General features: G+C 44.9%; 14 protein-coding genes. 8 read left to right on the top strand and 6 right to left on the bottom strand.

Going from position 1 to position 14571, the window contains the following annotated elements:
• Positions 1–78: 78 nt before the first annotated feature.
• From emrD to ACSF8X_RS08800, 3 genes are all read right to left on the bottom strand, one after another.
• Entirely contained in the window at positions 79–1260 is a 1182-nt protein-coding gene (gene emrD, locus ACSF8X_RS08810; protein ID WP_205626054.1) for a multidrug efflux MFS transporter EmrD, read from the bottom strand.
• A gap of 422 nt (positions 1261–1682) precedes the next feature.
• A complete protein-coding gene (locus ACSF8X_RS08805) occupies positions 1683–2282 on the bottom strand; it encodes a GTP cyclohydrolase II (RefSeq protein WP_047877974.1) in 600 nt (199 codons plus the stop codon).
• Positions 2283–2497: 215 nt separating this feature from the next.
• Positions 2498–2836 carry a hypothetical protein gene (locus tag ACSF8X_RS08800; protein ID WP_500849684.1) on the bottom strand — a complete coding sequence of 113 codons (339 nt, stop codon included), beginning with the start codon at positions 2834–2836 and terminating at the stop codon, positions 2498–2500.
• Between the two features lie 189 nt (positions 2837–3025).
• On the opposite strand from ACSF8X_RS08800, the gene ACSF8X_RS08795 reads away from it, so the two are divergent.
• Both ACSF8X_RS08795 and ACSF8X_RS08790 read left to right on the top strand, forming a co-directional pair.
• Positions 3026–4603 (top strand): EAL domain-containing protein, encoded by a 1578-nt coding sequence (locus tag ACSF8X_RS08795; protein ID WP_500849683.1) that lies wholly within the window; start codon positions 3026–3028, stop codon positions 4601–4603.
• A 162-nt stretch (positions 4604–4765) separates the two neighbouring features.
• Complete coding sequence (locus tag ACSF8X_RS08790; RefSeq protein WP_047877971.1) at positions 4766–5671, top strand: manganese-dependent inorganic pyrophosphatase; 906 nt, start codon at positions 4766–4768, stop codon at positions 5669–5671.
• A gap of 72 nt (positions 5672–5743) precedes the next feature.
• Here the strand turns inward: ACSF8X_RS08790 and ACSF8X_RS08785 are convergent, their stop codons facing one another.
• Positions 5744–6937 carry a patatin-like phospholipase family protein gene (locus ACSF8X_RS08785; protein ID WP_500849682.1) on the bottom strand — a complete coding sequence of 398 codons (1194 nt, stop codon included), beginning with the start codon at positions 6935–6937 and terminating at the stop codon, positions 5744–5746.
• A gap of 88 nt (positions 6938–7025) precedes the next feature.
• The gene (locus ACSF8X_RS08780) at positions 7026–7115 is read right to left on the bottom strand and encodes a hypothetical protein (protein ID WP_500851162.1); all 90 of its coding nucleotides are present in this window, start codon (positions 7113–7115) and stop codon (positions 7026–7028) included.
• Between the two features lie 142 nt (positions 7116–7257).
• Between ACSF8X_RS08780 and ACSF8X_RS08775 the strand changes: the two genes are divergently transcribed.
• The 6 genes from ACSF8X_RS08775 to panP all read left to right on the top strand — a co-directional run bounded on the left by ACSF8X_RS08775 (position 7258) and on the right by panP (position 13223).
• On the top strand, positions 7258–7848 hold the full coding sequence (locus ACSF8X_RS08775; RefSeq protein ID WP_240478258.1) for a hypothetical protein: 591 nt from the start codon (positions 7258–7260) through the stop codon (positions 7846–7848).
• Between the two features lie 232 nt (positions 7849–8080).
• The gene (locus ACSF8X_RS08770; protein ID WP_500849681.1) at positions 8081–9568 is read left to right on the top strand and encodes a sodium-dependent transporter; all 1488 of its coding nucleotides are present in this window, start codon (positions 8081–8083) and stop codon (positions 9566–9568) included.
• Positions 9565–9669, top strand: coding sequence for a MetS family NSS transporter small subunit (locus tag ACSF8X_RS08765; RefSeq protein WP_157037785.1), 105 nt, complete (start codon positions 9565–9567; stop codon positions 9667–9669). The genes ACSF8X_RS08770 and ACSF8X_RS08765 overlap by 4 nt, the downstream gene beginning before the upstream one ends.
• Before the next feature lie 250 nt (positions 9670–9919).
• The gene (locus ACSF8X_RS08760) at positions 9920–10432 is read left to right on the top strand and encodes a hypothetical protein (protein ID WP_047877968.1); all 513 of its coding nucleotides are present in this window, start codon (positions 9920–9922) and stop codon (positions 10430–10432) included.
• Positions 10433–10495: 63 nt separating this feature from the next.
• A complete protein-coding gene (locus tag ACSF8X_RS08755) occupies positions 10496–11482 on the top strand; it encodes a DUF2860 domain-containing protein (RefSeq protein WP_500849680.1) in 987 nt (328 codons plus the stop codon).
• A gap of 76 nt (positions 11483–11558) precedes the next feature.
• Positions 11559–13223, top strand: coding sequence for a pyridoxal-dependent aspartate 1-decarboxylase PanP (panP, locus tag ACSF8X_RS08750; RefSeq protein ID WP_500849679.1), 1665 nt, complete (start codon positions 11559–11561; stop codon positions 13221–13223).
• A 445-nt stretch (positions 13224–13668) separates the two neighbouring features.
• Here panP and torR read toward each other — a convergent pair whose 3' ends face one another.
• Positions 13669–14382: a two-component system response regulator TorR gene (gene torR / locus ACSF8X_RS08745; RefSeq protein ID WP_047877965.1), complete on the bottom strand. Its 714-nt coding sequence runs from the start codon at positions 14380–14382 to the stop codon at positions 13669–13671.
• Positions 14383–14571 lie beyond the last annotated feature (189 nt).

The following is a 14571-nucleotide window of genomic DNA, read 5'->3' as shown; positions in this document are numbered from 1 at the left end:
GCAACTCGGTAGCGTCGAACAGTTAAAAAAAACGGAGCAAATGCTCCGTTTTTTTTTGGGGGGGGGGACAAATCAGCACTACACCAATACGTGGCTGTCTTGATTCTCGTTGCGGCGCACCCAAATAAGACTGAACACAACAAGAATCGCCATTACTGACATCACGGCTCCTAGGCTATATTGATCCTCTGCTCGCATCATAGATGCCGCCAGAGTTGCCAAACCGGCACCTAGGTTCTGCAGGCCGCCAAGAATCGCCCCGGCAGTCCCAGCATGATGAGGAAATGGCTGGATGGCAGCGGTTGTTGCCGCAGGGAACAACACACCCGCTCCGGCAAAATAAACAAATGCACCACCAATCAGCGAACTAACAGTAACCAGACCGGCCATACCCGGAATCAAAATAATCACAGCTCCCAAGGTAATCGCAAGCATGCCGATCATCATCACCTTCGCATTACCCAATTTCTTGGCAAGCACTGCAGAAAGCCATGAACCGGCCAGATACCCCGGCAGCGGCAGAATAAAGAGCAAGCTGACTGTTTTAGGATCAAGCTTCAGTACGCTCCCCAATAATACGCCCGCAGCAGCTTCAAAAGCGGCAATACCGGCAAAGGTAGCAATCAGGCACAAAACATAGCCTTGAAAACGACGATTGCCCAAAACATAGCGGTAGCTTACCAATACGCGTTCATGGCGACGTTTTTCAACTGGCAATGTCTCTGCAAAATACACCATCATAGCCAATGTCACAGCAGCACCAAAAGCGAACAAAAACATGTAGCTTGCCTGCCATGTGAACGCTGATGACAAGTAACCACCCAGCACTGGCGCGATCAGAGGCGAAAAGATAATGCCCATGCTCACTAAACTGTTCGCGCGGTGCAAATCCTCACCTTCATAACAATCTCGGGTAACGGTACGGCACATAGCCCCACTACAACCGGTTCCCATACCCTGGACAAAGCTGGCAGCCAAAAACCACTCGAAGCTTGGCGCAAACAATGCACTCACGATGCCCAACAGGAAAATCCCCATACCCAGTAAAATCACTGGACGGCGGCCAATGCGATCTGAGAGCGGGCCATAAATGAACTGCGACAAGCCGTAAGGGATCAAATATGCCGCCATTACAGCCTGCAGGTAAGCAGACTTAACAGAGAAAAATTCTGACATGGCTGGGATAGAAGGCACATACATAGTCTGTGTCATCTGACCAACAGCGACCAAAATAATCAATAGGAATAACAATTTCGCCATGCTAGCGGAAGACGATTGCTGTTTCACAACCAAAATCCTTATTACAGAATAAAATATCGTTAACGACGGAAAACAGTGGAAAAAACCACCACCAATCAGAATATAACTCTGCGTTTTTCTTTCAATGTAAAAGCAATTGCTTTGTTTTTACATTTTCACGGAATCATAATCTACCAAGATGCGCAGATACTAATCCTGAACGTATTTTCTGGCAATAAAATAACGCATTGATTCACACGATTGTTTATTATGAGATTCATTAGAAAAAATAATGACAAATAAATATGATCGAAAACTGAAAGAAGATTTAGATCACACTAAGAAACAAGATTTACAAGTGACTTCAATGTATCGGACCTGTGACGCCGCATAACAAAAAACCCCGCATTTGCGGGGTTTTGAAGGTATACGACTGATGAATATCAATCGAAATGGAAGCGATGCTTACCGTGACTTGCTTTTGTTTTCAGATAGTATTCGTTACCGTCTTTCACATAAGCCTTAGTACCAACAACTTCCTCAATCTCAATGCCTAGTGCTTCGAGATCCTGAATTTTCTTTGGATTATTGGTAATCAGACGGATCTTCTTCAGTCCCAATGCCTGAAGCATCATTGCTGCTTCAGTGAACTCACGCAGATCATCACCAAAACCTAGATGATTATTGGCTTCATAGGTGTTCATACCCTGACTTTGTAATTCGTAGGCATCGATTTTATTGTACAAACCAATACCACGGCCTTCCTGGCGCAAGTACAGCAATACCCCGCCTTCCTCGCCCATTTTTACAATCGTCTCATCAAGTTGCTCACCACAGTCACAGCGTGATGAATGAAACACATCCCCAGTTAAGCACTCAGAATGCATACGAACCAGAGGTGGCTGACCTTGTTTGTCTGCCTGATTGAAAATCAGAGCTACATGCTCTTTGCCCGATTCCAACCCATTGAATGAAAGCAGATCAGCCGGAATATGACTTTTCTGGCCGACTTTAAATGGCACTCGTGCCCTTACAGTTACCATGTTGTTCCTAATATATTTCTACACCCGGGCAGCCCGGACAGTGAGAGACAATACCACTGATGATATCTAAAATTATGACACTAAAACAGCACAAAGGCATTACGGCGCAAATAGCCTGCCTCTAACTTATAATGTTATAACATAACAAATCAACACTAAGATTTGTACGGATATTCACTCCATGATGCTCTCTCCCCACTACTCACCTTACTGTTTCACTTCATACCGCAATAACGCCTTGTCAGAGCATTCGTATAAAACATCGCCATAGACATCAAAGTAAAGCAAATAACAAAGCCCATAATCAATAACATACGTAGCCAGTCTCCTCCCTGCATCAATCTTTCCACTAATATTTGATAAGTGACAAAGACCCAATTAACCGAGATAACTGCCAATCCAAGCATCACCACTTTAGGCACCCAACGGGCTTTTATCACAAGTAGCAATGGAAACAAAAAACTACACCAAAAACCGACACCATTTCCTATTCGCAGAAAATGCGCCGCTTGCAACCAATAGCTTAATACTATTGGCATAACCACCCATACCATTGCCATTTCCCCCAGCGAATTGAGACGCTATCAAAATCAATTTAAAACAATTGTGTAAAATACACTCAATACAACGCCTGCAACATACCCATAAGGAATATACCTGTCTATTACACGCCCTATTTAGCTATCATATTAAATGGATTTATGTTCAAATGGCGGTTTTTAATCCCAGTAGTTATAGACATCATGAAGTCCACACTTTGGCACAGATGGCGATGGCCGGGCCTTGTGTTTGTCATTGGCTTTTCGCTGATAAACCAATCAACCAATTTTCTTAATACAACACTATTTAAGGCTGATGTCTCTAGCCGTTTAGATAACCTGTATCAATTTTACCAAAGTCGGTTTATCCACATCGACAACGAAGTACAGGACTTATCCGAAAAGCTGGCCTACTCCTGTGATGACAACGATATTTCATTACTTCGCAAGACCGTAGAAAAATCCTCAGCGATCCAGCTAATTGAAATAACTAACCTTTCCAACCATTGTTCTATATATGGTCACGGGGTTCGGCTAATCAAAAATTATGCACCTATCGAGCAAGAAGCTGACACCAATACAAAAATCAATGGTCAGCTTGGTGACACGCTCTTTAGCATCGAGCCCTATGACAACCATAGACTGAAGATTAGCTATGCCCTCCCTCGCGGGCTGGTAACCGTTATCACAGAACCCTTCCAAAACGTGTTTACCGACAGCGAAACCTGTAGCGGATGCCTAGCTATGTACCTCACATCAGGTGAACATAGTCTTCCTATTTATCCCAAAGACAGTGCCAACACTTATCAATTTATCGCGGCCAAAAGATTCAGTCCTATCTATAAAATCAAGATCTTTGCGACTGAAAACGGTATAGCCAAACTTGTCGGCAATGACATTATCATCATTCAACTGTTGCTACTGTCTCTATTGCTGACCTTCTGCCTCGTCCTACGTTTTCGCAATAACGAAGCCGGTAATCTTCGCGATATGATTCAAAAAGGCTTAAAACGCAATCAATTTACGCCTTACTATCAACCTATTATCAATACCCAGCTCAATAAAATGGTCGGGTGTGAAGTATTGGTACGCTGGAAACTGGAAAATGGCGATCTTCTGTCTCCGGATCACTTTGTCCCCACAGCCGAGCATACAGGGCAGATTTTTGAGATCACCGAATCATTGATCAGACAGGTTTTCTGTCAGCTTTCATCAAACAAGGGACGAGCAATCGGTGGCATCGTCAGTATCAATGCTATGCCTACCCAGCTTGAAAACCCAGCGTTCAGCCAGTGGGTGATCGACCTACTGCAAACTCATCAGCTTGATGCTAAACGCCTTTCGTTTGAAGTTACCGAGCGAACACCGTTTAACAATATGGAACTTGCCAAACAAAGCCTTGGCTTACTCTGCGAACATGGTATCACCATCAAGCTGGACGATGCAGGGACAGGATATGGCGGCTTCAGTTATCTCCAGAGTTTGCCAATTGGTTGTTTGAAAATCGACAAAATGTTCATCGACACAATCGGCACCGAGGATATCAAAACCAAAATCCTTGAATCGATTATCCTCTTTGCTCAACATGCAGGGCTCAAAATCATTGCAGAGGGTGTTGAAAATGCTCAACAAGTTGAGTATTTAAAAAATCGCGGCGTCTACCTCATTCAGGGATACTACTTTGCCCAACCAATGCCATTCAATGCATTGCTTGAGTACATGAAGAATGCGGAGCACCCACAAACGGCCTCGCCTATCGAGCCCGTAACATCCGTGGCATGATGCTGGCTAAATAGACAACCGAACTTATTTTCAATAAGTTCATTTGTTATTTCTGCCAAAAACTCTAAAATTGTCCGGTTAGTTCAATTGTCCATTCGGATAAATTTCGAATAAGTTATTAGTTTTGCAGAGTTATCTGCCAGACGTAGTAAAGGAAACAACATGATTCAAGTAGTTGGTCACAAAAACCCTGATAGTGATAGCATCTGCTCAGCACTCGTTGGTGCTGAGCTTCTAAAAGCTCGCGGCCTAGAAGCTAAAGCAGTACGTCAAGGCGAACTGAACCGTGAAACACAGCACATCCTAGAGCAAGCTGGCGTTGAGCAGCCAGAAATGTGCACTGGCGTAGCTGGCGAGAAAATTTGGCTGGTTGACTACTCTGACCTAGCTCAGGGTCCTGACGACATCGCACAGGCAGAGATCATGGGTATCGTTGACCACCACCGTCTAGGTGATGTAACAACCGTTAACCCGCTTGAAGCATGGATCTGGCCTGTCGGCTGTACTTGTACCATCATGTTCAACCTGTTCAAGATGGAAAACACAGAGATCACTCGCCCACTAGCGATCCTTATGATGTCTGCAATCCTAAGCGACACCGTTGGTTTTGCCTCTCCAACTTGTACGCAGAAAGACAAAGACGCAGTTGAAGAGCTTGCTAAAATCGCTGATGTTCAGGATTTGGATGCATTCATCAAAGCACTTCTTATCGCAAAAACTGACATCGAAGGTCTATCTGCCGCTCAGCTAGTAGAAAAAGACCTTAAAGCTTACCCATTCAACAACCGTGACGTTGTTGTTGGTCAAATCGAGCTAGCGACTCTTGAGCAAGTTGACAGCATGATCGAAGAGCTTGAAGCCGATCTTCAGCGTCGTTGTGACGAAGAAGGCCTGGCAATGGCAGCACTAATGCTAACTGACATCACCACCAGCACAACACGCCTACTTTACAAAGGCGAGTGGAATGCAACGCTGGATCAGCACGCTGAAGACGGCATGCTAATGATGAAAGACACGCTAAGCCGTAAAAAGCAAGGCTGGCCTTGGCTACAAACTGTACTTGCCTAACCCTGTCAACGGATTACCGATACAGACAAAAAAGGAACCCGCTTGGGTTCCTTTTTTTATAGATGACAGCCGCTAATTGCGATTGCCCAAACTCGTTGTGTCGTTAAGTATATCGGCAAAATGCTCGACAAAATGCCGACCTACGACCTTACCCTCTCGGTAATCTACCTCAAGATCATCCTTGTCACTCAAGAGTGCCCAACTACACAAACTTTTTTCAGGCGCGATCTGAATCACTTTCAAGCCAGGTGGCGGAGAATACATAAAGTCATGCGCTTCACGGTAAGTCGAATAATAAGTATTGAGCATAGCCAGTACATCGCTACGCTGCCCCTTACCAACCGTTTTCACAAAACGCTCGATATTTAGCATTTTGCGCTGGCCTTCCCACAGCATCGAATCTTTTGGCTCTGCGTCATTTGCCGACGGATCAACCTCATCACTGTCACCTCGGCTATATTTCCATTGTTCATATTTGGCCGTTAACTCAGCATGAAACGACTTAACCTTGTCCAATGACTCATTCAGACTCAGCCTTTCGATGTAATCCGGTAGTTTGGCTTCCACTTTTGCACGCCAGTCGAAACGCCTTTCTTCCGCCTTGTATTCTAGCGGCTCTGTTCTAACCACCACTACGAGATCTGCCCCGCGACGCCATGCTTCTTTGACAGGTACAGCAGCACTAACACCACCATCCACCCATTCAAGATCCTCGAGACAAACCGGCAAATTATAGATCACAGGGATGGCACAGGAGGCACGCAATACATCACACCAATTGTCCTGATACATCGGCATATAGATATCTTGCAGCGTATCTTTGCGGGTAACACAAGCTAAGGCGGTACGGTGCTCTAACACCCCCCTAGCCCTCTCTACATCCAAAGGCATTATTCCTTGCTCGGCAACCTGACCAAGAGCCCAGTCTAAATCCATGCTTTTTTGCTGACTCAGGTACTTATAGAGGTTAAAAAAAGCATTTTCAGTCGTATAGTCGACGATAAAGTTATAGCCGAATTTCGATTGGCGGCTAATATAAGACGACAGGTTCAGAGCCCCGGCAGAGGTGCCAATATAAAGCTCAAATGGGTCAAAGCCGGCCTCCAGAAATGCATCAAAGACGCCAGCTGTAAAAATCCCCCGCTGGCCGCCCCCCTGGACAACCAACGCTATTTTACTTCTACGTGCTTGCTTAAGTTGCAATGAGAAGTTGTTTACAACTTGTAAATCCAAGTCTTTTAGACTGAAGGGCAAATGATTCGTCATACAACAGTTCCGACACAGCGAAAAAACAAATATATCGCAATAAGTTGAACAATAACGGAATGCCCACTCGACAATTTTTACTGATAAATTAGACAGTAATAGATATCAGACCAAAGGTCAAAAGAACGGTCATGGTTACAGTTACAACAACAACGGCCAGTTTCAGATCATAATCCATCATAACATCCTCACTATTTGTCATGGCTTAACAAATTATTAACGGCATTTTCGGTTTAGTTCAAGATTTCAACAATCAAAAAAGCAGTATTATCGGAAATCTGTCACAATAAATTTAACCAGTTAACGTTCGGATTAAGCAGATGAAAAAGCATTTATTGTTACTTGCAACTACCCTGTTATTGCCCAGCGTGGCAGCCGCTAACAACAACGTCTATATCACGCCCTATATCGGATACAGTTTCACTAACGGCCTATCCGATGTAAATGGCATCAACGTCGAAGCAGAAGATGACGTTCACTATGCGCTTGGATTAATGACAGATCTGTACAACGGTCGCACCGGCTTATACCTCAGCCACCAGCCTACTGACTTTGCCAATATCACTGGCAGCGGCTCTTTAACCTATGCTCACTTACAAAGCGCCCTTTATTGGGAAACCTTCAACAAAGCAACCACCTACTTTGGTGCCAGCCTTGGTGCAACGATTATTGATGCTGACTGGAGTACCGACGATCTCCTCTTTTCAGCAGGCCTATTTGGCGGTATCGAATTCCACCTTACTCAGAATCTGGCCGTCAATCTCGAAGGTCGCTGGCTGGCCAGTTTAGTTGATAGCGATACAACTACCCGCTGTACTCTCCCTACCGGTGAACAAGACTGCAATATAAGAATTGATTCCGAGTGGATGAATCAAATTCAAACCAATCTCGGCATCACATACTCATTCTAAAATATGCTGATAGCCCCTAAAGAAAGGCCATTATCAATGGCCTTTCTTTGCCTATTGAGCACGCATGTGAGTACTCAGATAAAAATACAATAACCTACAGATCATCTCGTTACCCTCACGATTAGACATAGTTTATAACTCTACAACAATGCCACCTCACTGATTGGAAATGGAAGTTTTCCCTAATTAATCCTACGTTTTATTAACATTCGCCGTACATAAGGAGAAATGTATGAAACGTGAACAATGGGGCTCTCGGGCTGGCTTTATTCTTGCCGCCGTTGGCTCTGCAATTGGCTTGGGGAATATATGGCGCTTCCCCTATATGGCCTACGAAAATGGTGGTGGCGCCTTTTTTATTCCTTACCTTTTTGCCATGCTAACCGCCGGTATCCCTTTCATGATCATGGAGTTCAGCCTTGGTCACAAACTGCGTGGCGCCGCGCCACGCGCCTTCGCGCAACTAGGCGGAAAATTTGAGTGGCTAGGCTGGTTTCAAGTGTCTATCGCCGCCATCATTGCGATCTACTATGTGGCGATCATTGGATGGGCTATTTCTTATCTTGGTTTTTCATTTAGCCAAAGTTGGGGGGACGATACGAATGCCTTTTTCTTCACTGAATACCTAAAGCTTGGTGAAAATTCACCAAGTCAATTAGGGGGGCTGCAATTACATATTGCTATTCCGATGATCATTGCCTGGGCTATCAGTTTTGCCGCGATATTCTCTGGCGTAAAAGCGGGCATTGAGCGAGCAAGCAAAATTATGATGCCGTTGCTGTTTATCATGGTATTGGCTCTCATCGGGCGGATCATCTTCCTACCAGGTGCCCTCGATGGGCTCACCTATTTATTCCAACCTGATTTCAGCAAAATCATGGACGCAAAAGTATGGTCAGCAGCCTACGGACAAATCTTTTTCACCCTCAGCGTCGGTTTTGCCATCATGATTGCCTATTCAAGCTACTTACCCGAAAAGTCAGACATCAATAACAATGCTTTTATGACGGTATTAATTAACTGCGGCTTTTCCATCACCGCAGGATTACTGATCTTTGGGGTATTGGGGTATATGGCTCAAGAGCAAGCCAAACCTATAACCGAGGTTGTCTCCGCAGGCGTTGGCCTCGCCTTTGTCACCATACCCGCCGCCATCAACCTCTTACCTCTGCCTTTCATTTTTGGGCCATTATTCTTTTTGGCATTGGTAGTCGCTGGATTGAGTTCGCACATTTCAATTCTCGAAGCTGTGACCTCTGCGCTAATAGACAAACTCCATTGGACTCGTAAGAAAGCTGCTTCTGTTGTGTGTGGCAGCGGCTTTGTTATTTCGATGGCATTTGCCACCAACGGCGGGCTGTTGCTCCTCGATTTGGTCGATTACTTCATTAACAATATCGCGTTACTTTCAAGCTGCCTTATCGAGCTTGTGATCGTTGCATGGCTATTAAAAATATCGGATATACGCCATTACGTTAACAGCATCTCGGAATTCAGTATCGGTAGATGGTTCGAGGTATGCGTGCGTTTCTTGAGCCCAGCATTGCTCGCCGTCATCCTCTTCACGAATTTTATCAATACCTTCAACAATGGGTATGGCGGCTATACCCAAGCAGAATTGCTCTTGCTTGGATGGGGATTGGTCGGCGCGATGCTAATGACATCTGTCATCATCAACTTGATGTCAAAAACACAACCACAGCAGGAGGCAAAACTATGACTCTAGGTGCCATTATTATGATGCTGTTTGGTTTAGGGATCACTTGGGGGGGAGCCGCCTACTGCATCTCGGTTGCGATGAGAAAAGCAAAAGAAACCTAGTTCACAGAAATGGTCACATGACGACTGCGTCTTAGTTCTAATTAAAAGAAAAACAAGGTAGAGGGCCGGCCCTCTACCTTGTTTTATTAAACACGCATAATGTTAACAGTAACACATAACAATAAAGAATTCTTTTCCATTGAGCTACATATAGTTACAATCGTGTCATGCACGAGCCACTCATCAATGCGAGAAAATCCAACACTGATAATGGCAAAGACTCAGGAATATCAATAATCAAGGAATGGCTATGAAGTTAACTGCTATTTTTCTTTCAGCAGCCCTCATCCCCTCAATGGCAACGGCAACGACGACTCAATGCGAAAGTAATAAATACCATCAATATGTCGATGCCTCATTAGTGTGGTACCAAAACTTGGTCGACCTTGCGATCAAACACGACCCATCCCTCAAAGAAGTGGGGAATTGGTTTCTAGAAGGACGCAAACACCATTTTGAATTTAATCGCCAAGCGGTTGATTGGTATTTGGAAAATGACAAAGACAAACTGGCGCTAAACCAATCCGTAGAATCATGGTTACAACTCACCCAGCAAGATATCAAAAAACTGTCAGCACAAGATACGGCGCTGGGTAAAACTGCCAAAATTGCGTTTGACGATCGTCAGGATAAACCACATCCAAAAAACTACGATCTCCGCAGCACCTTTGCCGGACTACTCACCAATCCAAAAGATATCGAGGGCCCACTGACCCAATACAATGCAGCAATTACAGCGATTTCAGACATTAGCTGCCAATAAGTACCCCAACTACCGACAATGGAAGGCATTGCCAAAGGGGTTCACAGATTAAAGAGGGTTTACATGAGACGGATTTCACACATTTCCCTACTGGCCACGTTATTGATGGCCAGCCATAGCTATGCCAACCCCAATCTAGCATGGGAACCCGGTTTCGGTGCGGATCTCTCATTGCTGACGGGTTACACCAGTAGCCATAGTCAATTTAATACTGACAACGAATCAATCGACACACTCAACCAACAGGGCGACAGGCAAGATAATATACTCATAGCACCGTTAGGTACGGTCAATTACACCTTTGCCAGCGGCAAACAACAGCTCTACTTTGGTACCAGCCGCTCAGATCTTGCGTTGGGTCGTTTCCATATCGAACTAGGCTACAAGCAACGCTTTAAGGACAGAAGCCAAATCACCCTCAGCTACATACCGGGGATCATGGAGCAAGATACCTGGCAAGATCCCTATATAACAGGACAAAACCGCCAAGAGACTGGCAGTGATATCAAAGGGGCGCGCTTCCAATATGACAGCATCATGGGTACGCCTTTCTCCATTGAACTTGCAACCGGAAAATTTTCGCTTGAAAACGAACGATCCGGCAGCGCGATACTTCCTGCCGAGCAACAATCAGTATTACGCCGGGATTCGGATATTTACTATGGGGAAGTGAGCTACCTTCACCCCTTATCACGCGCTCAAATGCTACGCTATGCATTGAGTTACACTCAAATGGATGCCGATGGCGATGCCATGGCCAACGATGGCCTAGGAGCGGAAGTTTCATGGATCCAGCGCTTCAACCAATCCAGCTTTGCCCTGACACTGAGCTACGACAGAGTAGAGTACGATGCACTCAACCCCGTCTTCAGCGAAACCCAAAAGGATGACCGCTGGGGCATATTCCTAGCCTATGAGTATAGTGCTCCCTTCGGCTGGGAAGACTGGGGGATCATTTCACTGGCAGGCTATAATCAAAGCAACAGCAACATCGCCTTTTATGACGAAGAAAACCTGTTGTTAACTGTGGGTATTAACTACCGCTTTTAAAAATTTTCGACACCGACGGCAAATTGGATTAAATTAGCATCAATTTGCCGTTTTATGTTACAAGATATCAATAGTTATGGCTGTAATGGATAATAAAAAAGCCGATGCTACGCAAGAGTCACTGCATCGCATTTTCACTGTGCCGGAAGCACCTGAATCTACCCTTGGACAGATTGAAAAAGAGATTTCCGAAAACCTCAATGTGTTTCTCCAAACTCACATTGCCGCACGAGAAAAACCGTTGGTTGAAATCGAAAAAGACTTTCAATCAGCCGATATTCCCGAAGCACCGAGCTTTGTCTCAGAGCATACTCATTTCTTGCTCAATAAATTAGTTGCGCAATCTGTCAATACATCTGCCCCGACATTTATAGGACACATGACCTCGGCCCTCCCCTATTTCCTGATGCCGCTGTCAAAGATCATGATTGCGCTTAATCAGAATCTAGTAAAAATCGAAACATCCAAAGCATTCACGCCGCTGGAGCGCCAAGTGCTGGGGATGCTCCACAACCTGATTTATCATCAGCCAGAAAGCTTCTATCAGCAATGGATGCACAGTGCGAACCATTCCTTAGGCGCTTTTTGTTCAGGCGGCACGATCGCCAATATCACCGCACTCTGGGTAGCCCGCAACAATGCGCTAAAGCCACAGGGTGATTTCAAAGGTGTCGCTCAAGAAGGCCTGTTCAAAGCCATGAAGCACTATGGCTATGATGATCTGGCAGTTTTGGTTTCAGAACGTGGTCACTATTCATTGAAAAAAGCGGCCGATGTACTGGGTATCGGACGAAATTGCCTAGTCCCAATAGAAACCGATGGCAACAACCGAGTGAAAGTTGCTGCTATGCGGGAAAAATTGGAGACGCTCAAACAGCAGAATATCAAGGTATTTGCGATTGTTGGTGTCGCCGGCACTACCGAAACAGGCAGCATAGACCCGCTCAATGAATTGGCCGATCTGGCACAAGAGTATGACTGCCATTTCCATGTGGATGCCGCATGGGGGGGCGCAACGTTAATGTCAAATAAATACCGCCCACTGCTGGCAGGAGCTGAACGGGCAGACTCGGTAACCATTGATGCCCATAAACAGCTCTATATCCCGATGGGCGCAGGTATGGTCATCTTCAAAGATCCAACTTTGATGACAGCCATCGAGCACCATGCCGAATATATTCTACGTAAAGGATCGAAAGACTTAGGTAGTCATACCCTCGAAGGTTCTCGAAGCGGTATGGCAATGCTACTTTATGCGAGCCTTAACATCATCAGCCGACCTGGGTACGAAATGCTCATCAACAACAGCATAGAAAAGGCCCGTTACTTTGCCGGCAGAATTAACGCGCATCCAGATTTCGAGCTGGTTACTGAACCTGAGCTATGCTTGCTCACCTACCGCTATGTACCTGCGCGTACCCAGCATGCATTGCAATTCGCCACCAATACCGAGCGAGATATCCTGCTTGATGATCTAAACGACCTCACCAAATTTATCCAGAAGCGGCAACGGGAGTCAGGAAAGTCCTTCGTCTCACGTACCCGCCTAACGCCGGAAAAATGGGGACGTAAGCTAACCACTGTTCTGAGGGTTGTACTCGCCAATCCGTTAACGACCGAAGATATCCTCAATCATGTCCTTGAAGAGCAGGAAACCATCGCAAGACAGAGCCTCATTAGCTACCCGAAAATCAGTCAGCTGACCGAGTCCATCCTCAATCGAACAGCAGTCAAACAGTAACAAGACTAAAAAGGCCAGCCTGAATAATCAGACTGGCCTTTTGTTTTTCTGCTTGTTTTTTGCGCTACTGGTAAGTAAATACTGTAAATACATCAAAAATTAATTTTAACGGCGCATATCGTTCGCTTAATTTTTGAGCATTCAAACAAACAAATTCACACATTTATTCCATTTTAAGCGTAATCAAATGCCGACTTTGACATACAGGAATGCATGAATTTTACCAATAAACTCACAAGTGAAACTTTTTTGTCTTAATATTTTCATAAATCAACAGCCCAAATCCGTGTTTTCCTGTCCATTTCGCTATTCATATTGCGTAATAACTGTTGATTGAGATCAATAAAAGTTTCGATTCGTGGTAATAAAAAAGGCCGAAACAGCGTCTATTTCGGCCTAAATGTTTCAAATTGTTACTGAGGTAATTTCTGTGTCTACAGGTAAATTAGTCACCGGCAAACATATAACCTTCGCCGTGAACCGTAACAAAAATCTGTGGGTTCTTCGGATCGATTTCCATTTTTGAACGCATACGGCGAATCAATACGTCAATTGTTCGGTCGTTTGGTGCTTCAACACGGTGGCTAAGCATATTAAGAATACGCTCTCGGCTCAAAACTACGTTAGGATGCGATGAAAACGCCACCAGCAATTCATACTCTGCCTTGGTCAATTTCACTGGCACACCGTTGTGAGTCAGGGCGCGTTTGTTAATATCAAACTGCCAATCACCAAAACGAATTATGCTGTCTTCTTGCATTTCTACCACAGCTTCATCACGGGCTTTTTCTACTAAAGATATGCGCCACAACAGGTTTTTCACCCGAACTAACAACTCACGAAGCTCAAAAGGTTTGGTTACATAATCATCCGCGCCCATCTCAAGGCCGACAATACGATCGATGCTATCTGTACGCCCGGTAACCAAAATAATCCCGACTTCCGAACGGCTACGCAGTTCGCGCGTCAGCATCAAACCATCTTCACCCGGCAAGTTAATATCCAACATCACCAAGTCAATTTTTTCAGTGGCCATGATCTCACGCATCTGCGCACCACTTTCTGCCTGGCTGACTTTGTAACCTTCGTTTTCGAAATACCCAACCAGTTTGGTACGCGTTACGATCTCATCTTCTACAACAAGTACGTGATGACTCATTATTTTCTCTTTTTGTCTAATTTACTGTTCTATTAAACGCTAGCACAACGAGCAGCTGTTCACAATCTTTCATAAAGATAAATATTCTGTTCACCGCCACCCTTATCCTTATTCATATCGTGGAATTAAGATTAACCTATAAAAATTTATACGTCACCGTACTTTACGGTCGGCATTCATCGTTACTTG

The organism is Photobacterium panuliri, assembly GCF_059920555.1.
This window is presented reverse-complemented; position numbering and strand designations above follow the sequence as displayed.